General features: G+C 60.5%; 21 protein-coding genes. 9 read left to right on the top strand and 12 right to left on the bottom strand.

Translation table 11 applies throughout. The features are described from left to right. Nucleotides 1–316: 316 nt before the first annotated feature. Nucleotides 317–1,144, bottom strand: coding sequence for a sterol desaturase family protein (locus tag A8C75_RS06325; protein WP_067379603.1), 828 nt, complete (start codon nucleotides 1,142–1,144; stop codon nucleotides 317–319). Between the two features lie 180 nt (nucleotides 1,145–1,324). On the opposite strand from A8C75_RS06325, the gene A8C75_RS06320 reads away from it, so the two are divergent. The 4 genes from A8C75_RS06320 (at nucleotide 1,325) to A8C75_RS06305 (ending at nucleotide 3,781) form a co-directional block, all read left to right on the top strand. Beyond that, nucleotides 1,325–1,696 carry a COG4315 family predicted lipoprotein gene (locus A8C75_RS06320; protein ID WP_067387033.1) on the top strand — a complete coding sequence of 124 codons (372 nt, stop codon included), beginning with the start codon at nucleotides 1,325–1,327 and terminating at the stop codon, nucleotides 1,694–1,696. A gap of 85 nt (nucleotides 1,697–1,781) precedes the next feature. Further along, on the top strand, nucleotides 1,782–2,279 hold the full coding sequence (locus A8C75_RS06315; protein WP_067379600.1) for an RNA polymerase sigma factor: 498 nt from the start codon (nucleotides 1,782–1,784) through the stop codon (nucleotides 2,277–2,279). Then, nucleotides 2,276–3,070 (top strand): anti-sigma factor family protein, encoded by a 795-nt coding sequence (locus A8C75_RS06310; protein ID WP_084783793.1) that lies wholly within the window; start codon nucleotides 2,276–2,278, stop codon nucleotides 3,068–3,070. Before A8C75_RS06315 ends, A8C75_RS06310 begins: the two co-directional genes overlap by 4 nt. Nucleotides 3,071–3,169: 99 nt before the next feature. Beyond that, a complete protein-coding gene (locus A8C75_RS06305) occupies nucleotides 3,170–3,781 on the top strand; it encodes a flavin reductase family protein (RefSeq protein WP_067379598.1) in 612 nt (203 codons plus the stop codon). 19 nt (nucleotides 3,782–3,800) lie between these two features. Here the strand turns inward: A8C75_RS06305 and A8C75_RS06300 are convergent, their stop codons facing one another. Beyond that, nucleotides 3,801–4,673, bottom strand: coding sequence for a DMT family transporter (locus A8C75_RS06300; protein WP_067379595.1), 873 nt, complete (start codon nucleotides 4,671–4,673; stop codon nucleotides 3,801–3,803). Nucleotides 4,674–4,824: 151 nt separating this feature from the next. Here A8C75_RS06300 and A8C75_RS06295 point away from each other — a divergent pair, with 151 nt between their 5' ends. After that, the gene (locus tag A8C75_RS06295) at nucleotides 4,825–5,475 is read left to right on the top strand and encodes a TetR/AcrR family transcriptional regulator (RefSeq protein ID WP_067379593.1); all 651 of its coding nucleotides are present in this window, start codon (nucleotides 4,825–4,827) and stop codon (nucleotides 5,473–5,475) included. A 30-nt stretch (nucleotides 5,476–5,505) separates the two neighbouring features. Here A8C75_RS06295 and A8C75_RS06290 read toward each other — a convergent pair whose 3' ends face one another. Next, nucleotides 5,506–6,774, bottom strand: a complete 1,269-nt coding sequence (locus A8C75_RS06290) for a GGDEF domain-containing protein (RefSeq protein WP_067379590.1) — start codon at nucleotides 6,772–6,774, stop codon at nucleotides 5,506–5,508. Between the two features lie 240 nt (nucleotides 6,775–7,014). Here A8C75_RS06290 and hmpA point away from each other — a divergent pair, with 240 nt between their 5' ends. Then, on the top strand, nucleotides 7,015–8,220 hold the full coding sequence (gene hmpA / locus A8C75_RS06285) for an NO-inducible flavohemoprotein (RefSeq protein ID WP_067379588.1): 1,206 nt from the start codon (nucleotides 7,015–7,017) through the stop codon (nucleotides 8,218–8,220). 142 nt (nucleotides 8,221–8,362) lie between these two features. Here hmpA and A8C75_RS06280 read toward each other — a convergent pair whose 3' ends face one another. Continuing rightward, nucleotides 8,363–8,983, bottom strand: coding sequence for a hypothetical protein (locus A8C75_RS06280; RefSeq protein WP_067379585.1), 621 nt, complete (start codon nucleotides 8,981–8,983; stop codon nucleotides 8,363–8,365). A 334-nt stretch (nucleotides 8,984–9,317) separates the two neighbouring features. Here A8C75_RS06280 and A8C75_RS06275 point away from each other — a divergent pair, with 334 nt between their 5' ends. The 3 genes from A8C75_RS06275 (at nucleotide 9,318) to A8C75_RS06265 (ending at nucleotide 12,503) form a co-directional block, all read left to right on the top strand. Further along, nucleotides 9,318–10,685: an 8-oxoguanine deaminase gene (locus A8C75_RS06275; RefSeq protein ID WP_067379582.1), complete on the top strand. Its 1,368-nt coding sequence runs from the start codon at nucleotides 9,318–9,320 to the stop codon at nucleotides 10,683–10,685. A 151-nt stretch (nucleotides 10,686–10,836) separates the two neighbouring features. Further along, a complete protein-coding gene (gene gpt / locus A8C75_RS06270; RefSeq protein WP_067379579.1) occupies nucleotides 10,837–11,334 on the top strand; it encodes a xanthine phosphoribosyltransferase in 498 nt (165 codons plus the stop codon). Between the two features lie 158 nt (nucleotides 11,335–11,492). Then, nucleotides 11,493–12,503, top strand: a complete 1,011-nt coding sequence (locus A8C75_RS06265) for an adenosine deaminase (protein WP_067379577.1) — start codon at nucleotides 11,493–11,495, stop codon at nucleotides 12,501–12,503. A gap of 40 nt (nucleotides 12,504–12,543) precedes the next feature. Here A8C75_RS06265 and A8C75_RS06260 read toward each other — a convergent pair whose 3' ends face one another. The 8 genes from A8C75_RS06260 to A8C75_RS06225 all read right to left on the bottom strand — a co-directional run bounded on the left by A8C75_RS06260 (nucleotide 12,544) and on the right by A8C75_RS06225 (nucleotide 22,641). Then, nucleotides 12,544–14,889 carry a DNA polymerase II gene (locus A8C75_RS06260; protein ID WP_067379574.1) on the bottom strand — a complete coding sequence of 782 codons (2,346 nt, stop codon included), beginning with the start codon at nucleotides 14,887–14,889 and terminating at the stop codon, nucleotides 12,544–12,546. Continuing rightward, on the bottom strand, nucleotides 14,886–15,881 hold the full coding sequence (gene mvaD / locus A8C75_RS06255; RefSeq protein WP_067379571.1) for a diphosphomevalonate decarboxylase: 996 nt from the start codon (nucleotides 15,879–15,881) through the stop codon (nucleotides 14,886–14,888). The genes A8C75_RS06260 and mvaD overlap by 4 nt, the downstream gene beginning before the upstream one ends. 54 nt (nucleotides 15,882–15,935) lie before the next feature. Next, nucleotides 15,936–16,874 (bottom strand): mevalonate kinase, encoded by a 939-nt coding sequence (gene mvk, locus A8C75_RS06250; protein WP_067379568.1) that lies wholly within the window; start codon nucleotides 16,872–16,874, stop codon nucleotides 15,936–15,938. Between the two features lie 74 nt (nucleotides 16,875–16,948). Then, nucleotides 16,949–17,953, bottom strand: coding sequence for a mevalonate kinase family protein (locus A8C75_RS06245; protein ID WP_067379565.1), 1,005 nt, complete (start codon nucleotides 17,951–17,953; stop codon nucleotides 16,949–16,951). Continuing rightward, entirely contained in the window at nucleotides 17,947–19,116 is a 1,170-nt protein-coding gene (locus A8C75_RS06240) for a hydroxymethylglutaryl-CoA synthase (protein ID WP_067379563.1), read from the bottom strand. The genes A8C75_RS06245 and A8C75_RS06240 overlap by 7 nt, the downstream gene beginning before the upstream one ends. A gap of 15 nt (nucleotides 19,117–19,131) precedes the next feature. After that, a complete protein-coding gene (gene fni, locus A8C75_RS06235) occupies nucleotides 19,132–20,163 on the bottom strand; it encodes a type 2 isopentenyl-diphosphate Delta-isomerase (RefSeq protein ID WP_067379560.1) in 1,032 nt (343 codons plus the stop codon). Continuing rightward, nucleotides 20,163–21,197: a hydroxymethylglutaryl-CoA reductase gene (locus A8C75_RS06230; protein ID WP_067379557.1), complete on the bottom strand. Its 1,035-nt coding sequence runs from the start codon at nucleotides 21,195–21,197 to the stop codon at nucleotides 20,163–20,165. The genes fni and A8C75_RS06230 overlap by 1 nt, the downstream gene beginning before the upstream one ends. Before the next feature lie 115 nt (nucleotides 21,198–21,312). Then, on the bottom strand, nucleotides 21,313–22,641 hold the full coding sequence (locus A8C75_RS06225) for a TolC family outer membrane protein (RefSeq protein ID WP_084784221.1): 1,329 nt from the start codon (nucleotides 22,639–22,641) through the stop codon (nucleotides 21,313–21,315).

Here is a 22,641-nt window from a genome sequence, read left to right as displayed (position 1 = left end):
TTTTTCAACTCTTGATTTAGCCCAGTATTCTGTGTAGCCGGGGCCGCTGAAGGCCCCAAAAGCCGCTACTCCGGGAGCTGTGCTCAAATTGCCGAGTCGGTAAATTTATATAAAAAAACTGCTTTACAATACGGCCAGTTATGCAGCTCACCGGCCCAATGAACGACTGGTCAAATAACACTCAAAGATTACGCATTTGCACAATTCGCGCCGCGGCCAAAACTGTACAAATAACAACCAGAACCCACCCGTTAAAGGTCACCGCCGGCATAAATATTCGCCGTGCCCTCTGTACAAAAAATACAGCCCAAGGCGGTTAGCGCCTGTCCACCTTGCCAGCCAATTGCGAGTGATCCGCCTCGGGCTGTCTGAACGGAATCAGCACCAGCTGCATCAGACCGATCTGGTCTTCTCGCTGATATTCACGCAGACCAATTGTCATGCCCAGGTGCCCGGCAGAGGGTTGACCGCAGTAGCTACCCAGCAGACGATCCCACAGCGATATAAAGAAGCCGTAGTTGCTGTTGGTTTCTGCTGGAATCACCGAATGGTGAACCCGATGCATATCCGGTGTCACCAGCAGCCAGCGCAGAGCCGCATCCAGTTTCGTGGGCAAACGCAGGTTGGCATGATTAAACAGCGCCGCGGCACTAAGCGTCGCCTCGAACACCAGCACCACAACCGGGCTGATCCCCAGCACCGCCACCAGCGCGACCTTGTACAGCAGCGACAGCAGGATTTCCAGCGGGTGGAACCGAAAACCGCTGGACAGGTCAAGGTCCAGATCCGTGTGGTGTACACGGTGCAGGCGCCAGAACAGGGGGACGACATGAAACAGCCTGTGCTGCAGATAGATCGCCAGATCCAGCAACAGGAAGCCCGCCACCGCGCTCAGCCAGGCGGGCCAGGCCTGCAAATTGAACAGCCCGCAGCCCTGGGCCTGGGCGTAGACGGCCATCCCCAGGGCTGCAGCCCCCAGAGTAAGGCGCTGCGCCAGTATATCGATGCCCAGGAGGCCCAGGTTGATGCCCCAGCGTGTACCTCTGGACTGTCGCCGGGCGCGCCTGGGCCAGGCATGTTCACACAGTGCCACCAGCGCAAAGACAGCCACAAAAATCAGCAGACGCAGCCCTGACTCGGGCATAGGGTTTCTCCCTTTAAAGTGATACTCAGCCCCGCAGGCCTGCCACTGAACCGCGCCAGTCTCGCAAACTCACGCACGCCGATGCAACGGCTTGAAAAAATAATTGCGGCCCCTGGGAATAAAAACATCGTTCAGCTGTTTATGAAAGTGAAGACCCAACCACTGAAGGAATCGTTCAACATGCGTAAACTCACACTGGCGACTGTACTCTCCATGCTCATCAGCGCCCCCCTGTTCGCGGCACCTGCCATGACCGGCGACAGCACCAAGGGCGAGATCCTCACCGATGCGCAGGGCATGAGCCTCTATACCTTTGACAAGGACAGCAACGGCCTGTCTGCCTGCTATGACGCCTGCGCCCAGAACTGGCCGCCGCTGCTGGCTGAAGCCGGCGCCGAAGCGGACGGCGACTTCGCCATTAGCGAACGTAGCGACGGCGGCTTGCAGTGGACCTACAAAGGCGCCCCCCTGTATGGTTTCGTCAAGGATCAGCAGGCCGGCGACATCACCGGTGACGGCGTCAAGGATGTCTGGCACCTGGCTCGCCCCTGATCCGTCGGCCTACAGTGCCTGACTGATCGCGCCAGCGGCAGGTTCCGGCGACACTGGCGACCTGCCGCTCCAAGGACCGTACTGCGTGAACAAGAATGACCTTGTAGAACATTTGCCAGACCTGCGCCGCTACGCCCGCTCGCTGCTCTACGCCCCCAGCGATGCCGAGGATCTGGTGCAGGAAACCCTGCTGTCGGCCCTGAGCAACATGCCGCTGTGGCTGCGGCGCAGCAAGCGCCGCCCCTGGCTTTTCAGCATTATGCACAACAATTTCATCAACTTGGTGCAGCAGGGCAAAACCCGTGAGAAGCACTTCCCAAGCCTGGTTTCACTCTATGGCGACCCGGTGGAGCAGCCCCCCGCCGAGCCCTGCGCCGGTCTGCACCGGGCACTGCAATACCTGTCGGTGGATGATCGTTCACTACTGCTGCTCGTGGCCCAGGCGGGCTTCAGTTACGCGCAGGTTGCCCAGATTCTGGACCTGCCGCTGGGCACCCTGATGTCCCGGCTGCATCGGGCACGCCAAAAACTGCGAAAACTGCTCGAGCAGGCCGACGACCACCGTTACCGGGAACAGCAATGAGTACCTCAAATGAAAGCCCGCGCACTGGCCTGCCCTTCGATGCCGATCAAATGGAGCTCTGGCTGACGGCACGCCTGCCAGAGGCACAAAAGCGCAGGATCGATGACTGGCTGAGCCAGCATCCGCAGCAGGCGGCCTACTGGCAGGCACTGCAACAGGATCAACGGCTGCTGGCGCAGCTCGACCCGGTGCACGATGAGCGCAACCTCGACGACTACGCGCTGGCGTCCCGTCACACGCAGCCTGCCCGGCCCTGGCGGCGCTGGCCAGCACTGCCCACCCTGGCAGCCTTTGCCCTGGGTTCACTCTGCAGCGCGCTGCTGATCCCCCTCTGGACGACCGTTCCCACTGAGCCTGCAAATCGGCCCGCCTTTGTGCAGAGCGCCCTGCAGGCCCATGCGCTTTACAGCGTGGAGGTACGCCACCCCGTCGAGGTCGGCGAGCAGGAGCAGGCGCACCTGCTCAAATGGCTTTCCAAACGACTGGACCGCCCGCTGGCAGCACCTGACCTAAGCGGTCTTGGCTTTCAGTTGCTCGGCGGGCGCCTGCTACCCGCCCCGGACGGCCCTGCGGCCCAGTTGATGTATCAGGATACCGGGGGTGAACGCATTACCCTGTACATTGCCGCGGCGGCCGACAGCCAGCCCAGCAGCTTCCTGTTCAGTGAACACCGGGGCGTCTCGACCTTCTACTGGGTGGACGGACACTGGGGCTACAGCCTGAGCGGGCGCATCGATCAGGCTCGCCTGTCACAGCTATCAAGCCAGGTGTACCAGGCACTGGTGCTCTAGCAGCCGGTTGCCGACACTTCTCAAAGCCCCTAAGCTGGCACTTGCCGATGGCGGGGGCAGCCCCCGCCACCTCAACCGCCAACAGCACCGAGTCGTCCCATGATCTTTGACTTCGACACCCTGTCGCCCAACCGCCGCTATCACCTGATAACGCAGAGTCTGGTACCGCGTCCCATCGCCTGGATTCTGAGCCGCAACGACAACGACAGCCTGAACCTGGCCCCGTTTTCGTTTTTCAATGCTGTCTGCTCCGACCCGCCCCTGCTGATGCTGTCGATCGGGCGCAAGGAGGGCGGCGAGATCAAGGACTCGCGCCGCAACATCCTCAGCAAGCGCGATTTTGTCATCCAGATACCGTCCCGCCACCACGCCGCCGCCGTGACCGCCAGCGCAGCCAGCCTCGAGTACGGCGAGTCTGAACTGGCATCGCTGAATCTGGCACTGGCGGACTTTCCCGGCTGCAGCGTGCCGCGCATCAGTGATAGTGGCATTGCCATGCACTGTGAATTCCACGAGGTGCATTATCTGGGCCCGGCCGAACAGGCAATCGTCTACGCCCGCGTACGCCAGTTCTATGTCAGTGACGACATTCTGAGCGAGACCAACGGTCGCCACAGCATCGATGCCGCCGCACTGGATCCGCTGGCACGCCTGGGGGGCGCTCAGTACGCAAGTCTGGGTGAGCTGTTTGCCATAGCCCGCCCATCCTGAACGAGCGCCGGCCAGCCTCCTAGCCTGGCCGGTGCAACAGCCAGCGCCAGCGGTTGATCAGCAGAGACAGAAAGATCAGCGAGCAGCCGATCAGCTGCTGCAGGCTCATCGTCTCATCCAGCCAGAGCATGGCCAGCACAGCGGTCCACACTGGCTCAAGTGTCATGATGATGGCCGCATGACTGGCAGATGCCATGCCCTGGGCCTTGATCTGCAGGAAAAACCGCAGGCTGGTCGCGATCAGAATGCTCGCCAGCAACCAGCCAATCCCGACCCCGCTGATGGGCACAGCCCAGGTCTCGGTCAAGCCGGACGCCAGTAACGCCATCAGGCCAACGACGCCGAGCTGAATCCCGGTCAGCGCCACCGGCGGAATACTCAGCGCATAGCGACTGTTAAGATTGAAATGCAACGCCAGTATCACCGCTGCCGCCGCAAAATAGCCATCGGAGGGTGCAAAATTCAGCCCCGTCTCCAGCGACAAACTGCCAAGGCCCAGGGTCGCCACCAGCAGGGCGATCCAGGTGCTGGTCGAGGGCGTCTGACGAAAAAACAGCCATCCCACCACCGGTACCAGCACCACACTCAAACTGGAAATAAAGGCACCAACCCCCAGCTGAGTGGCCTTGGACAGCCCCAGTATCCAGCACAGCATGGCCAGCCCCATCACCACACCGGTGGCACAGGCGCGCCGCCAGGCCTGCCGATGCAAAGGCCGTACCTGATGCCAGCCCAGAGCTCCCACCAGCAATCCTGCCAGTAGAAATCGCACACCAATAAACCCCAGCGGCGGCATCTCGTTCAACGCTTCGTGGGAAAACATCCAGCCCATGGCTGCCAGAAAGGTGACCAGCAGCATCAGCAGGTCAGCCTGCAGGTTCTTCGCCATCATTGAATGTCCATCCCTGACCCGTTACCTCGTTCACTATATTTAAAGCACTCGCGTCCCGTACCGATAGCGCTATCACTCAAAGTGAGACGCCCGCAACGACACTTGATCCCTTATAATAAGCCCATCGTTCAGGTCACAAGAGTTCGCAGGCATGCAGTTTGAAGTCAATGCTCACAGCGCAGACAAACCCGCCGGTCGCATTCGGCAGCAAAACGAAAAGCTGATTATCAGCGCAGCTGAGCAGGAGTTTTCCTGTCATGGCTTCAAGGGTACCAGCATGCAGCGGGTCGCTGATCGCGCCGGCCTGCCAAAAGCCAATATCCACTACTACTTCAGCAACAAACTTGGCCTCTACTACGCGGTGCTGGCGAACATTATCGACCTCTGGGACAGTACCTTCAATGAGCTAAGCGCAGAAGATGACCCGGCCATCGTATTGCCGCGCTATATCGCCGCCAAAATCGAATTCTCCCGTCAGTACCCCCTGGCCTCACGCATTTTTGCCATGGAAATACTGAGCGGCGGCCCGCATCTGAGCAAATTTTTCAAACAGGATTATCGCAGCTGGTTCAAGCAAAGGGCCGCGGTGTTCGAGCACTGGATTGCCGCTGGCAAGATGAAAGCCGTTGATCCGGCCCATCTGATCTTCCTGCTCTGGGGCTCCACCCAGCACTATGCCGATTTCGCCGTTCAGATTGAAGCCGCTCTCGGGGAAGAATCACTGGGGCAAGAAGTGTACGACACGGCAACCCGAACCCTAACCGACATTATTCTGCGCGGCTGTGGCATCGCCGTCGACTAACCCGGCGCGGCCCCACCGGCAAGCCAGGCATTAAACGGCACCAGCGCTGACCACCTGGTTGCGCCCCTGGTGCTTGGCCCTATAGAGCGCTTCATCCGCGTGGCGCAGTAGCCCCTCGGCCTGGGCCTCCTGACTCGGGATAGTACAGGCCACCCCCATACTGATAGTCACCCGCTCACTGACCTTTGACGCGGCATGCATAATGCCCAGCGCCAATACCGCCTCGCGCATCTGCTCGGCCAGCAGGCACGCCTCCTTCAGCCCAATACCGGGCAGAATGATCGCAAACTCCTCGCCCCCAAACCGGGTCACGGCATCCCCCGCCCGCCGCGCATGCAGATCCAGGGTGCTGGCGACCGCCCGCAGGCAATCGTCGCCCATCAGGTGACCGTAGCTGTCATTAAAATCCTTGAAGTAGTCGATATCACATATGATCAGCGACAGCACCGATTGCGCACGCAGGGCGCGGCTCCACTCTTCGGCAAAGTGCTCATCAAAATAGCGCCGATTCGGGATTTCCGTCAGACCGTCGATCGACGAAAGCGCGTACAGTTTTTCAGCCAGCGACTCTGCGCGCTGCTTTTGCGCCCTTAGCTGCAACTCGGTCTGGCTGCGTATCTCGATGTCCTCACGCAACTGCTCATTCAGCTTGAGCACCTGACGCTGCTCCTGACGCAGTTCACGCAACAGCTGCTCATTGACTACACCACTGGCCACGAAGCCCTCAAAAATATCCGCGATACGGTAAATAGAACGCAATGAAAAGACGAAGAAACCCACGCAGACCAGCCCCATCGCCATCTTCTGTGGCTCAAGCGAAATCAACAGCACCAGCGCCACCGGCAGCAAGGTAATCGCAGAAAAGATCAGAAACATGCGGGGCGATACTGAAGCCGTACTCACCACGCTGCCCGCCACCATTCCGGCCAGGCACACATAGATAAAGGCCGCATCAGCAAAGGGCTGGCTGTATTCAACATAGAGGCCGATCGTCGCCCAGCTCAAGGCTGCGGCAACGAAGCCTGCGACATGCAGGTGTCGCCAGTTGGCAGACTCGAGCGCCTTGCCGTTCTGGCTCCGGCGCCAGGCCGCAAAACACAGATACAGCGACAGACGTGACAGAATCACCAGGGCGGTGACCAGCAACCAATAGACGTAAAACGCCTGCTGCGTTAACCACCAGTAGTAACCGCCGGCACAGGCAGACACAAAAGCCCCCCCGCACAATGCAACCGGCGTTTGCTCATGCTGAGCCTCCAGTAGCTTCCTGCGCAGATAGCGGGCGTCCAGCGGACTCATCGGGTATTAGCCTCCGGATGGGTACGGGCAAAGTCCCAAAACCAAAGTCTAACAATAGATGATCTTCAGGGACCGAGCGCTCTGTTGACCATAGACCTTTATCTATACGGCTGTCAGCTTATTGCGACAAATTGAACGACAAACACTCAGGCCGACTACCTCTGTTGACTTTCATTTACATATATAGATAATACATCTTTAAACATGTAAACAAATAGCACTTTAAAGGAAACCCCTCCCATGCTGCAGCCCCACCACATCGCGACCGTTCAGGCCACTCTGCCACTGCTGGAGTCGGCGGGCCCCGCCCTCACCGAACACTTTTATGCCCGCATGTTCCGCGACAACCCGGAACTCAAGGACGTATTCAACCTCGCCCACCAGACATCGGGCGCCCAGCCCGTCGCGCTGTTCAACGCCATCCTTGCCTATGCGCGTCATCTGAACAACCCGGCGGTCTTGAGCCAGGCGGTTGAGCGCATTGCCCAGAAACATACCGGTTTCCTGATCCGCCCCGAACAGTACAGCATTGTCGGCCATCACCTGCTCGAAACCATCCGTGAACTCGCGCCCGATGCCGCCACCCCCGAAGTGCTCAAAGCCTGGGAGCTCGCCTACGGTCAGCTGGCCCAGATATTCATCGGCCGCGAGGCAGAAATCTATGATCAGGCTGCGAATGCCGATGGCGGATGGCGTGGCACGCGGCGCTTTCGCCTGGCCAGCAAAACCAGGGAAACCGACTTAATTACCTCGTTTGAGTTTGAGCCACTGGACGGTGCGCCTGTCAGCCTGTTCAAGCCCGGCCAGTACCTGACGCTCTCCATCAGCCACCCAAGCCTGGCCCAGCATGAGTATCGACAGTACTCGCTGTCCGATGCCCCCAATGGCTGCAGTTACCGTATCAGCGTCAAGCGTGAAGCTGTGCCCGTCCCCGGAGAGGTGTCCACCTATCTGCACAATGAGCTTCAGGTGGGTGACGAGATTGACCTGCTGCCGCCTGCCGGAGACTTCTACCTGGACGTCACCCGCGACACGCCGGTGGTCCTGCTCAGTGGCGGTGTGGGCCTGACACCCATGCTCAGCATGTTCAACAGCCTGGCAGAGGCCGACCACAGCGCGCCTGTGTACTATCTGCATGGCTGCGAGAATGGTCGCCAGCACGCCTTTGCAGAACACGTGGCTGCACTCTGTGCCAGCCATGAGTCACTGCACAGCTTCAGCTGGTATCAGGCTCCGCTGACAAGCGATATTGCCGACCAGGACTATCAGGCCTCCGGTCTGATGGATCTGGCACCGCTGCGTGCAGCCATTGAGCGGGACAACACGGAATATTACTTCTGTGGTCCCCTGCCCTTTATGCAAGCCATCCACCGCCAGTTAAAAGCCTGGGGTGTGGCCGACAGCCGCCTGCACTACGAACTCTTTGGCCCGCACCAGGCGCTCTGACGCACAGTAGCACTCGACTAGACAGACCCGGCCAGCGGCCGGGTTTGGTTTTTCAGGGATATGAGTTACTCAGCATGCCGAGTCGCGGGTCTTTACGACAAGAAGGACCCGTTCAGGCCCGTACTCTACAAGCCGCACTTTGTTAGCGCGCAGTGGTGCTGGACTGATACGCCTGCCATTCGTTTTTCCAGTGTGCATCCAGCTGCCCCAGAAACGGCCGCAGCACCTGCTTGTCGGCCTCCGATACCTTGGCAACTTCCTGCGCCATCACGCCAATCTGGGCAACCCGGCTCTGAAACTGCGGCGGCATCATGGCCTGCAGGGCAGGGTCCATGGTCTGCATGCTGCGAGCCAGTTCCAGTATCTGCGGGTAGGCAGCCTCGGCCTTGAGCGCCGCGTAGCCTATCAGTACCCGATCCCCCACCCAGGCCCAGGACTGGGCATCAACGAAACGGCCACCGCGCGCCAGCTGATCCAGTTGCTGCAACTGACCCGGCTGCTGCTGTTGCAGAATGCTCAGCCCCCGCGCATGGGGCCGGAAGTCCTCACCGGCCACGGGCTGCAACTCGGTGCGCAGGCGCTGCCCCAGGGCCGGGTCGATCTGGTTGGCGAAGGTCTTCACCTCAGGCATGAGCGCGATATAGGCCTCGACCTGCTGCGTCGACAAATCCTGCGCCTGGGCCGGTACGCCCGGCATCAATAACAAGCCCAGCATCAAAGACGCCAGCGCCGTGAAACCCTTGAGTGAATAGCGGCACAACATAGAATGCAACTCCGGCAGAAAATCAGCAGTATCGGGGCCCCAGTATGAATGGCGCCTGAGCCATCTGTACAGAGGGTCCGCACGCAGCCTGATTGAATCTCTACTGGCCCATCGACCGGCACCCCAGACTTGCCGCCCAGCGCCCGGCATCGCATAATGCGCACCATCAAACTTCTTTTTGTATACAGATATTCTGTGTATTGCAACGCCTCCGAGCGGCGCCTGGCGCCAGCTCCGGGGCAGTGGCGAAGGGTTCACGCCTAAAACAACCCGACCGGACCGACAGCGCAACCGATGCGTGTTGTCGACGATCTAACTGTTTGAGGAAGTCACCATGAACCCGCGTCTCTGGATCAAATCTCCGCTGGCCATCTACACTGGCACCGACAAGGATGCCCGCGGCGGCCTTGTCGTCCAAGGCAATCGCATTGTTGAAATACTGGCCGCCGGGCAGCAACCGGCCCAGCCCTGCCTAAATACCTATGACGCCCGAGAGCATGTCGTCATACCCGGGCTGATCAATACCCACCACCACTTTTACCAGACACTGACCCGCGCCTATCCGGATGCCCTCAACAAGGAGCTGTTTCCCTGGCTCAAGAGCCTGTACGGCGTCTGGGCGCATCTGGAACCGGAAATGCACGCCCTGGCCACCCGGCTGGCCCTCACCGAGCTGCTGCTATCGGGCTGCACCACCGCCGCCGACCACCATTATCTGTTTCCCGCCGGCATGGAACAGGCCATCGATATCCAGGTTGAGGAAGCCCAAACGCTGGGCATCCGTGCCGTGCTGACCCGCGGCTCCATGAGCCTGGGGGAAAAAGACGGCGGCCTGCCGCCCCAGAGCACAGTACAAACCGAAGAACAGATTCTGCTCGACAGCGAACGCCTGATAAACCGCTACCACGAGCGTGGCGAGGGCGCCAAAATCCAGATCGCCCTGGCGCCCTGCTCACCCTTCTCGGTCACGACCGACATCATGCGCGAGAGCGCAGTCCTGGCCGAGCGCCTGGATGTACGGCTGCATACCCACCTGGCCGAAACCCTGGACGAAGAAGCCTTCTGCCAGCAGCGCTTTGGCATGCGCACCGTGGATTACCTCGAAAGCGTCGGCTGGCTGTCGCCGCGCACCTGGCTGGCCCACGGCATTCATTTCGATGACCAGGAAATCCAGCGCCTGGGCCAGGCCGGCGTTGGCATCTGCCACTGCCCCAGCTCCAACATGATGCTGGCCTCGGGTATCTGCCGTAATCGCGAGCTGGAAGCCGCGGGTTCTCCCATTGGTCTGGGCGTCGATGGCTCGGCCTCCAACGATGGCTCCAACATGATCAACGAAGTCCGTCAGGCCCTCTATCTGCAGCGCCTGCGCTACGGCGCATCCAAGGTGACCCACTTTGATGCCTACCGCTGGGCCACCGCCGGGTCGGCCCGGGTGCTGGGGCGGGATGATATAGGCACCCTCGATATCGGCAAGCAGGCCGATGTCGCCCTGTTCCGCCTCGACGAGCTGCGGTTTTCCGGCAGCCATGACCCGCTGGCGGCCCTGCTGCTGTGTGGCGCGCAACAGGCCGATCGTGTGATGGTGGCGGGCGAGTGGAAAGTGATCGACGGCACTCTGCCGGGTCAGGACCTGCAACAGCTGATGGCCCAGCACCGCCAGGCCGCCAAGCGACTGGCAGCAAAGGCCATGGCCAGTCACTAAACCCTCCTTTATCCTGTGACATTGCCTGTAGCATTCGCTGAGGCATCTGGGGGCGGCGCCGCCGCTCCCGACTTAGCAAAGTCTGACTAATCGGTTATGATTCCGCATCGCCGCGTTCACGCAGCCCCGAATCGATCAGGAGAACAGACCCATGGCTTCAGTGCCTTATCGCAAAGACTTTCCGGTTTCCTGGGAGGAATTGCATCGCAATGCCCGCGCCCTGTCCTGGCGCCTGCTTGAACTGGGCCCCTGGAAGGGCATTATTGCCATCACCCGTGGCGGCATGGTGCCGGCGGCCATTCTGGCCCGCGAACTCGATATACGCCTGATTGATACCATCTGCGTCACCAGCTACGACAAGAGCGCAGACAACGACGGTGCCGCCATGGTGCGCGGTGACCTCAACATTATCAAAAGCGTCGAGGGTGACGGCGAGGGCATGATCCTGATCGACGATCTGGTCGATACCGGCAAAACCGCCCAGTGCGTGCGCGACCTGCTGCCCAAGGCCCATTTCGCCACCATCTACGCCAAACCCGCCGGCAAGCCCCTGGTGGATACCTTTATTACCGAAGTCAGCCAGGACACCTGGATCCGCTTCCCCTGGGACATGGACTACGCCTTCGCGCCCCCTATGGCCGACCGCTAAGCCCCCTTCTCCTTCCCGCATTTTGCCCCAACGCCAGTGCGGCGACATCCTTTGGTGTCACCGCACTGGCGTCTCGACTTCTTTTCGGTTTAACTCAGGGAGTGATTCGCTCGCTCATGGCGGCGGATAACCGGACCTGCGCAAAGGAGATCACGGCCATGGAACACTTTCTCAACAGCCTGCCCAAAGCCGAACTGCACATGCACCTGGAGGGCAGCCTCGAGCCCGAGCTCATGTTCGAACTGGCACGGCGCAATAACATTGAACTGCCCTACGATACCGTTGACCAGATCCGCGCGGCCTACAATTTTGGCAATTTGCAGGACTTTCTCGACCTCTACTATCAGGGCGCCGCAGTCCTGCAAACCGAGCAGGACTTCTACGACCTGACCTGGGCCTACCTGAAGCAGTGCGAAACCCAGAATGTGATCCACACCGAGCCCTTTTTCGATCCGCAGACCCACACAGCCCGCGGCATCGATATAGGCACCGTTATCCGCGGCATAGACCAGGCCCTGCAGCATGGCCGTGAACAGCTGGGCATCAGCAGCCGGCTCATCCTGTGCTTCCTGCGCCACCTGAGTGAAGACGATGCCGCTCTCACCCTGGAGCAGGCGCTGCCCTATCGGCAGCACTTCGTCGCCGTCGGCCTGGACAGCTCTGAAGCGGGCCATCCGCCGGCCAAGTTCCAGCGGGTGTTTGACAAGGCCCGCAGCCTGGGGCTGCTCACCGTAGCCCACGCCGGCGAGGAAGGTCCGCCGGAGTACATCTGGCAGGCACTGGACCTGCTGCAGGTGGCACGTATCGATCATGGTGTCAGGGCCAGCGAAGACCCGGCCCTGATTGAGCGCCTGGTGCGCGAGCAGACCCCCCTCACCGTCTGCCCGCTGTCCAATGTACGCCTGCGGGTGTTTGACAAAATGTCGGATCACAATGTACTGGAGCTGCTGCAACAGGGGCTGCGCATCACCATCAACTCCGATGATCCGGCCTACTTTGGCGGCTATATGGGGGAGAATTTCCTGGCGCTGCACCAGGGCCTGTCACTGACCCGCGCCCAGGCGATCCAGCTCAGTCGCAATGCCTTTGACAGTGCCTTCGTCAGCGATGACGAAAAGGCGGCGCTGCAGGCCCGGCTCGACAATTTTGTCGCCCATTACCGCAAGTAGCCCGCGACAGGATAGCCATTAGATCAAGACAGCCGGCGCTTCAGAAGAGCCCGAACTGGGGTGCCACCAGGCCATCGAAGTCCTGCCCCAGAAACGGCAGCAGGGTATCGACCACCGGCTTAAGCTGACGATCAATGTAGTGCTGATAGTCCAGCGGTGAGCGCACCCAGCCCAGCGGCTCCGGGCCGCTCAGCGTAATCAGATACTCCACATGGCTGCCGGGGCGAAACGGACTGCGCCGTCCCTGGCGCTGCATTTCCTGCTCCACCTTCAGCGCCGCCTGTACATGGGGCGGGCGGTTGCGCTGATACTGATCCAGCGGCCGACGCAGCCGCTTGCGATACACCAGCTCCTCATCCAGTTCTCCGGCCAGCACCCTGGCCACGGTATCGTGTATCAGGTCTTCATAGGGCTGATCGTGGAAGACCCGCTCGTACAGCTCCAGCTGCAGTCGCCGCGCCAGCGGCGTCCAGTCGGTGCGCACATTTTCCAGCCCCTTGAACACCAGCTCCTCGCCACCATCCCCCAGGCGCTTGAGGCCGGCGTAACGCTTCTTGCTGCCCTTGTCGGAATGGCGCATGCGCGGCATCAGAAAGCGGTGGTAATGGGTTTCGTATTCAATTTCCAGATGGCACTCAAGGCCAAAACGCTGCATCAGCTGATCCTGCCACCAGCCATTCAGATGCAACGCCAGCGCCTCGCCACTGCGCTGGGCGTCTGCATCGCTGCAGCTGTCACCCAGCCAGACAAACACCGAATCGGTATCACCGTAGATCACCTTGTAGCCAAAGCGCCGCTCGATTTCGTCCCGGGTACGGTTAAGAATTTCGTGGCCGCGCAGGGTAATGGAGCCCGCCAGGCGTTGATCAAAAAAACGACAAACAGTGGACCCCAGCACGCCGTAGAAGGAGTTCATGATGATCTTGATGGCCTGGGACAGGGGCGCGTTGCGCGCCTGCTTCGCCTCATCGCGGGCCTGCCACAGACGCTCGATAATGCGCGGCAGAATGGTCTGGCTGCGGGAAAAAATAGCGCCGTTAAAGCCCGGCACCAGGTCATCCGGCTCGGCACCCTCGCGCAGGCCCCGGGCCATACCGTAGGGATCGACACAGAAGGTACGGATAATGCTGGGATACAGGCTCTTGAAGTCGAGCACCAGCACCTGGCGATAGAGCCCCGGCACCGACTCCATCACAAAGCCGCCGGGAATCGACAGGCCCGACTGGCCCGATGCATATTCGGAAGCAACATAGCCGCGGCGGTGTAACTGCGGCAGATACTGGTTATCAAAAGCCGCCGCCGAGCCACCGATCTTGTCCAGTGGCAGACCGGTAAGACGGGCGCGCTCGACCAGATAATGCAGCAGCTGTGCCTTGGCAAAGATATCCCACACCAGCACGCAGTCTTCCAGGTTATAGCGCGCCAGTGCCTGCGGATCCTCACGGAACAGACGCTGAATCTCCTCCCCCCGCGTATCCACCTTGTCGACCAGCTTGCCGCGCTGCAAAAACACCCGCGCCACATGCTCCAGCGAAAAGCTTTCAAAACTGAAGGTGGCACCGCGCAGGGTATCAATGCCATCGACCACCAACCGTCCAGTGAGGCGTACAAAACCCTTGCCTGCGGCGGAGTCAATCAGCTTTAGCGGGCTGGTGTCGCGTCCCAGGCAGAGCTTTACACCCAGCGCCCGGGCGCGCTGCGACAGCACCTTAAAGTCGAAATCGATAACATTCCAGCCAATAAAAATATCGGGGTCGAATGCCCGCACCAATTCCATCAGCCGTTGCAGCAGAGCGCACTCATCGGGCAAAAACTCGAGCCAGTCGGAATCTTCGCCCTGACCGCGCATCAGCACCCGGCGTATACCCTCGCCATAGAGCCCGATGGAATGAATGCGGTCGGCGTTAAGGGTCGTTTCCAGATCGATGGACAACATGCGCAGCTGCGCACTGTAGTCGGACGGGCGCAGCAGAGGCGTCGCGTCACTGCGGCTCAGCACGCTGACACCGCCCTGAATGAAGCGCTCCATCAGGTAGCGATCCACCGGGCGTATATCCTCCTCCAGCAGTGCAACGCCACCCTGGGTCAGGCGCTCAATCAGGCTGCGCTGCAGTTTCAGGCTCTGGCTGTAGAGCGCCGACACCGCCTCACCGGTAAGGTCCTGCAGCTCAAGCTCGGTCAGGGTCCAGCCCGACAGGTCCTGCAGCAGCTGTTCTACCTGATCGGTCTGGCTGCGACGGACAAAGAAGACGGCCTTTTGCCCGGCAATGCGCACTTCCTGCGCGCCCGTGTCGGTGCTGAGCCAGTAGCTCAGCTCGATACCCTCGCGGGTGTCGCGCTGCTGCCGGCTCAGTACAAAGCCCGTCAGCTCAGGTAGCGCACTCAAGCGCGAAAAGGCGCCACAACTTCAAGCCCCGGGAATGCCTGCTCGATTGACGCCTGATCGGCGGCCTCGAACAGCAGCTTGAGGTTGGGGCCTGCGTCCATGGTGAAATAGACCGCCAGGCCCTGCTGGCGCAACTGCCAGACCTGCTGCATGGCCGCCACCGAATCCGGTGTCCAGTACAGCAGCGGCGGCCAGGAGGCGATCATGGTGGCGTGCATCGATAGCGAGTTTTGCTCGGCCGTCTGGCCCAGCAGCGCAAAATCCTTGTCGCCGATGGCCTGGTGCAGCCGGGTCAGATCGGCGGCGGCCTGCAACGGCCAGCTCTGATAAAGATGGGCCGTTTCGATGGTGCGCTTCATACCGGCGCGGCTGTCGACGGCCTTTGCACCGGTCGCCACCTTCACCAGACCTATGCGCAACTCGGGCCAGGTCGCCTGGAGCCGTACACCGTGGGAATCCATGCCATCATCGCGGACGCCATCATCCCACTGCACAAAGCCCTCGAACAGCGAACGACAGGCACTGCCACTGCCCATGCGGGCAAAGGCCGACAGCACGGCCGGCTCCAGCTGCAGGTCCAGCCACTGATCCAGCGCCAGCGTCAGGGCAGCAAAGCCCGAGGCCGACGACGCCAGGCCGGCGGCCGTGGGGATATTATTCTGCGTCTGTACATGCACCGGCAGGGTGCGGCCAGCGCGAAACAGCTCGACAAAGGCCAGCAGCTTGCGACTGAAGGCCGTGTCCGGCGCCTGTTCGGAGCCGTTCAGCCAGACGCGGTCACGGCCATCGTCGGCGTGGGTCAGGCGAGTGCGGGTGCCCAGGTGTGCCAGCGACACCGACAGGCTCGCATTGATCGGCAGGTTCAATTCGGCATCGCGCTTGCCCCAGTATTTGCACAATGCAATATTGCTCGGCGCAAAGGCCTCGGCTTCGAGCCCTGGCGTCAGCGTTGCCGCAAGATGTGCCTGTACTACCTGTTGTTTACTGATCATCTGCTGCACGTCTCCTGCCGCCATCTCAAAAAATTCTGCTGCCCGCGAATCGCCTCAGTGACGCTCCAGCCGCAGCCCCTGACCGCTGACCGCCACCTCGATGCGCTGAAAATCCCGCTCAAGCTCGGTATCACTGCCCAGTGCCAGTACACAGTCACCGAGTCCGGAGCCGGATATCTTGCAGCCCAGTACGGCGGGGTTGGCACGCAGGCGATAGATCATCTGCGCCAGTGTCGGGTCGTTAACCCCCAGTGCGTCCATCAGGCCCTGATAGACATTCATCAGTCTGCCCAGCTGCGGCCAGTCCTGCTGTCGGATAGCCTCTTCTGCCGCCACCGTGCTGCGGTGCATCAGCTCATAGAGCCCGCGGTGCAAAGACTCAAGGCCGCTGGCTGCCTGTTGCGCCACGCGCGCCAGAACGTCCGGCGTGCGGGTCTTGTAGCCGGCGTAGTACAGACTGATAGGAGGCAGGCCCGGCAAGCGGTCAACGCGCCGTGGTGACACAGTGTAACCAATCAGGCCGCCATAAACGCTGGCGGCAAGATCGGTACCGGAGCCCCGCCCCTGCACCTGGTGAATGATCGCGAGTGCGTGATCAAACACGTAGTCCGGCTCAGTATTCTGGTTACAACAGGCCAGCAATGCTGCCACCAGTGCGGCGGTTACCGCCGCCGAGGAGCCAAGCCCCACGGTATGGGAAAATTCGGATTGGATATCAAGCTCGAAACCGCACGGCAGGCGCTCGGCGAACAGGCCAATGGTGGCCAGTACAAAGCTGAGGTTTTCATCCTGGGGCAGCGCATCGAGAGTACCGCTGACAGTGCCCAGCGCAGAGCGCACATGCACCTGGCGGTCCTTGCGGCGCACCAGCTGCAGGTGCATGAAACGGTTCACCGCACAGGCGATGGCCCGGTGGCCGAACAGCACCGCGTGCTCGCCCATGACCATAATGCTGCCGGGCGCGCTGACCTTGATGGCTGTCCATTCACTCATGTTCGTGCCTCTGTTCCACTGCGGCTCTGCGTTTCTACGGATTTGCGGCGCTCGCCCGATCGTTGTATTCAAGCTCAGGGCAGCCAGCGCACGCCCTGGCGATCTTCCTTCAGTTTGCCCCAGCGCCAGTCTGGCGCCAGATTCAGCCTGTCCGGCGAACCCTCCGGCAACCACAGCAGCATCAGGCCGCCCTGATCCCCGGATACGGAGCCTGCGCCACACACCTTGGCCGCGCCGCCGCGCTGCTCTACCTGCTCGGCGAGTCGCACCAGAGGGGCCGGCACTACGCCAATACGGGTCAGCAAACGGTGATTTTCCCGCACTGGATCAAGCAGCGACGCCCCCTGCAACAGGGCCTGCTCTACATGATCGGTAACAGCGGCAAAATCCTTCCAGATGGCGGAGCCTGCAAAGTTGCGGCGCACGCGGTCAACACAGGCGCCGGTACTGGCAGCCGGCGTGCCGGTAAACAGCCAGAACCAGCCCTCCCCCAGCCCCTGCTCGGCCAGGGGCAGGCGGCTGACAGCCCCCCCGTGCACCTTCACCAGCCCGCCGTGACACACAGTCGCTGCATCAATGGCACTGCCCTGACCATGCTGCAGACGCTCGCAGTGACGCACCTGCTGCACCAGCGCCTCAATATCGTCGAACTCGCCAAAGAGTTTTAACAGCGAGGCAATCAGCGCCGCGGAGGAGCCCATGCCGGCGCCAATGGGAATATCGGAGTCGATATTCACCCGCCCGCCATGCAGATGTTCCAGGCCCGACAGCAGGCGTGCCATATCCACGGCATAGAACACCAGCTCGGCGGGTTTTTTCAGGATCTGACCGATAGACAGCTCGCCACGCAGATAGCGCTCGAAGTAGGAGTCCAGCCGGGTACGCAGGGAATGGAACTTGTCGAAGCCCAGAACATGGGTCTTCTCATGGGTCTGCCAGCTTAACCTGGGCAGGCGGTCGGGCTCGAAGCTGACGCGCATCTGGCGATCTACCGCCAGTGCCAGCGCTGGCGCCCCGTATACGACAGAGTGTTCACCGCTGATGATGATCTTGCCGGGGGCGCAAACCTGCTTTAGCACACAACGTATTCGCGCTTGTGGTTGGAAATGGCCGCCAGACGGAAGCGTCCGGTAGTGGTGGTCGCCGGGATATCGTGGTGTTCACCGTCACGGGGGTCGGGATAACGATACAGCTGCAGGTATTCTTCGTAGCTGAGTTCCTGACGCGCATCCAGCAACTGGCGGTGCTGATCGCGGTGCAGCCAGCGCTCATACCCGTCCATCACCCGACCGGAGAAAAACTCAGCCACACAGCCAGAACCGTAGCTGAAAAAGCCGATGCGCTGACCCGCCAGATTCTGCTGGCAGTTTTCCAGCAGCGATGCCAGACCAATGTACATGGAAGCGGTATAGCTGTTGCCGATGGCACGGTTATACAACAGCGTGTCCTCGATCTGCCTCTCCAGCTGTTCTGCATTGAGCGCACACTTGTTCAATTTGGCCAGATGCTGATGCGCCTTCTGCGCCATGCGCCCAAACGGCAGGTGGTAGCAGAAATGACCGAAGTCGGTGAACATCAGTGAGCTGGCGGTGCGGAAATTCTCCCAGGCCTTTTTCAGCGACTTGAGATAAATCTTGGTCGAATACTTGCCATCGACCAGCGCCGTATTGCGGTAGTTGGGCCGCCAGAAGTCCATCACGTCCTCGGTGTAGTTACCGACTTCCGGATCAATTTCCACCAGCCGCGGATTGGCGCTGACCATCATGGCCACGGCGCCGCAGCCCTGGGTCGCCTCACCCGGCGTATTCAGGTCGTAGCGCGCAACATCGGACGCGACCACCAGCACCTTGGTGTCGGGCCTGCGTGCCACCAGGGCACAGGCCATCTGGATTGCGGCCGTGGCGCTGTAGCAGGCCTGTTTCAGCTCAACCACGCGACAGTTCGACGACAGCCCCAGCAACCGGTGCACATAGACACCTGCGGCCTTGGACTGGTCGATACCGGTTTCTGTGGCAAACAGCAGCGTTGTTACGCGCTCACCGGCGCCTTCAGCAACCAGGGGCATAGCCGCATTGGCCGCCATGGTGACGATATCTTCGTCCGGCGCCGCCATGCCCATTTTTTCCTGTCCTATACCCACATAGTACTTCTCAGGATCCGTCTGCTGGGCCTCGGCCAGAGTGCGCAGATCCAGGAAATAGTTCGAGGTATAGAAACTGATTTCATCAATACCGACTGACATAAGTGGTTGTGTTCCTCAACGCTCTTCAAGAAGCAGACTTTGATTCCTGAACAACGACGCGATATCCGGAGTTCCCAGCAGAAACATGGCAATTCTAAACTCTTTGCGCAGCTGTTCGATGACAGCAACCACGGCATCCGCAGACTCCATGGCAGGGCGCAGAAAGGGCGCGGCCAGGCCGCACAAAGAGCCGCCGAGTATAACAGATTTCACCATATCAATCCCATCCCTCAGACCGCCACTGGCGATCAGCGTGGCACGGTCTGCATAGGGCTGGGCAAGCTGCAATGCCAGCGGCGTGGGCGTCCCCCAGTCCTGAAAGCGCAGCCCGGTTGGATCTTCCCCGCCCGAACAGCGATGGTACTCGATCCGGCTCCATGAAGTACCGCCACTGCCCGCCACATCAAACAGGCTGACGCCGCTGGCAAGTCCTGCTGCGATATCCTCAGGCGCCAGGCCGCAGCCCACTTCCTTCAGAATCAGCGGCACCGACAGCGAAGTCGTCAGGGCCGCTATGCGCTCACCCAGACCTGCAAAGTTGGTATCGCCCTCCGGCTGTATGGCTTCCTGCAGCGGGTTCAGGTGCAGGTAGAGCGCATCGGCTTCCAGGCAATCCACCGCCTGCTGGCACTGGCGCTGATCAAAGCCGTAGTTCAGCTGTACGGCACCGACATTACCCATCAGCAGTGTGGTCGGCGCCAGGTGGCGCAGCTCGAAGCTGGAGCGCGCTTCAGGCTGGGTGAACATCACCCGCTGTGACCCCACCGCCAGCGCAACCTGGCAACGTTCAGCCGCTTCGGCCAGGTTGCGGTTGATGGTGCGTACCAGCGCATGATCACCACCGGTCATGGAGGAAATCAGCAGCGGAAAGCTCAGTGTCTTGCCAAGCAAAGTAGTCGAGCTGTCGATGGCTGCCAGGTCCAGATTCGGCAGCGCCCGGTGGCGCAGATGAATGCGATCAAACCAGGCCCCACCCCGCTCGATCGCCGGATCCTTCTCGATGGCCCTGATATGCTCTATCTTGCGCTCGTTCGTCGGGTCCGACATTATCGCTCCAGCTTGAGATGTGCTTCCATCAGCTCACCCGGGTTGGTTTGTGCTGCCAGCAATGACAGCTCGCCACAAAGTACAGTCGCGCCACAGATGGCCGCAAGCCGGCGGGCATTGGCACCCGGGTCGCGGTCTTCCTTGCAGCCGAGCAGGCGCAGGTTTTCCTCAACAAAATCGAGCCCTTTACCATTGCCCACGGTACCGACAATCAGGTTGGGCAGTGTACAGGAGAAATACAGGTCACCGTCACGCACTTCGGCATGCACCACCCCCTGAGAACCCTCAATGATATTGGCGGCATCCTGACCGGTGGCCAAGTAGAACGCCAGCAGCATATTGGCGTAGTGCGCATTGGCACTGCGCAAGCCACCCGCGAGCAGGGTGCCGATCAGGTTTTTCTTGATATTAAGGTCGACCACTTTTTCCGGCGTTGTGTGCAGCTTGCGCTCGCACAGCTCCCGCGGAATCAGGATCTCGGTCACCACATACTTGCCGCGCCCCAGGATGCCATTGACCGCCGTCGCCTTCTTGTCGGAGCAGTAATTGGCCGAGATCGAGGAATAACGCAGCCCCGGGTACTCGGACAGAATCCAGGGTATCAGCTTGTCGGCGGCATTGGTGACCATATTGTGACCCGAAGCGTCACCGGTGGTGAATTCGAGGCGCAGGTAGATCAGGTTTGCCACGACCTGGGAATGCATGTCGATCAGCTGAGCAAAGCGGCTGGATAAGCCAACCACCTTATTCATGGCATCACGTCGGCTCTTGATCGACAGCAGCGCCTGGTGCGCGGCCCAGGCATCATCCGCTTCCAGCAAGATGGAGCGGCTCATACGCTCATCAATCACCGACGTTTTAATGCCACCTGCCAGTACAGAAATACGCGCACCACGCCCTACCGAGTGCCACAACGGCGTTTCGTAGGTCGCCAGCGGCACCCACACTTTCTCGTCAAGCAGGTGGCCCGTGAGCCGAATGGGCCCTACCGAACGCATCGGTATGGGGGCCTGTTGGATCTTGTGTGCTTTCATAAAGGGGGATGCCGCACCAATTAAAAAGGGTTGCGCCATGCAACCCTTGAGCTCTAAGAATGTTCAGGCAGCGCGGATTTTATCCAGCCACCTGAGCAGATGCAAACCCGTCCGGCTACGGATTGGTGCCCGCCATCTCGGTAGAGTCCATCATGGCCCCATCCTGCGGCAGGGATACATCAAGAGCACTGAGTAACTGACCGGTACCATTGATGACCCGATACTGAGCAATCAGGTAATCGAAGGTGGAGTCTGTGAGGGTGTTCTTGGCCGAGAAAACCTCATTTTCAGTATCCAGCAAATCGAGCAGGGAGCGCTGGCCGATATCAAACTGTTTCTGGTACGAGTCGCGGGTTTTCTCCGCAGAGGCCACGTACTGTTCGAGGAATTTCACCTGCTGACCCAGAATCTCATAGGCGTTCCAGGAGAGACCCAGGCTCTGCACCACCTGACGATCAGCGCTGTTGCGGATCTCTTCGGCTTCGTGGATCTGATACTGGGTCTTGCGGATGCGGGCATCGTCTGAACCACCGTTATAGAGGTTGTAGCGCAGACGCAGCATGGCGGTGAAGTCTTCGTTATCGCCACCGACACCGTCGATGTCGTTAAACAGGGTGCGCTCCATTTCAAAATGGAAAGTGGGCAAACGACGGCTGTAGGCCGCTTCGTACTGTGCCTTGGCCGCTTCGATATCGGATGCCGCCAGCTGCAGCGTGGGCTGATTCGCCGCCGCCTGCTCCAGCGCCTGATCAAGGCTTGCCGGTACATTCACCCCCATAGGCACTTCGAACTGCGCCGGCGGTTCTGCACCCACCACGCGAACGTAGTTGGCTTTGGCATCACGCAGATTATTGTCCGCGGCCAGCACGTTGACTTCGGCCAGCGCCAGACGGCTCTCTGCCTGCTGAATGGAAGACAGGCTGCCAAGGCCGGATTCGGAGCGCTTGCGAATCTGGTCATAGATACGAACGTGGTTGTAGAGGGTTTCCTTGGACAGGCGCAACAGCTCCTGGCGGCGAATCAGCTCTAGATAGGTACGGGTGGTATCCAGCGCAAACTGTTCAGCCACTTCACGCACACGGGCATCGGCCGAACGCAGCCTCGCTTCCTGACGCTGTACTTCGCTCTCGGTGGCCAGCCCGTCGTACAACATCTGACGGAAATTCAGCGTCGCCTCTTTGCGCCACATGTCCTTGTCGCCATCACCTGTCGCGCCTTCGGCGCTACGGGTCGTCGGGCTGTCGGTCCACTCGTAGCCCACACCCAGCAACAGATCGATATCCGGGTAACGCCCACCCACAGCTTCTCGCACTTCCTCGGCCACGGCGCGTTTGGCATTGATCGCCGCCGCCACTTCAGGATTCTGCAGCATGGAATCAGCCACCACCTGTTCAAGCGGAGCCGCCTGGGCCACCTGAATCGCCGAGGCAATTGCCAAACTCAA

The sequence above is a fragment of the Marinobacterium aestuarii genome (genome assembly GCF_001651805.1).
In the GTDB taxonomy this organism is placed as follows: Bacteria; Pseudomonadota; Gammaproteobacteria; order Pseudomonadales; family Balneatricaceae; genus Marinobacterium_A; species Marinobacterium_A aestuarii.
This window is presented reverse-complemented; position numbering and strand designations above follow the sequence as displayed.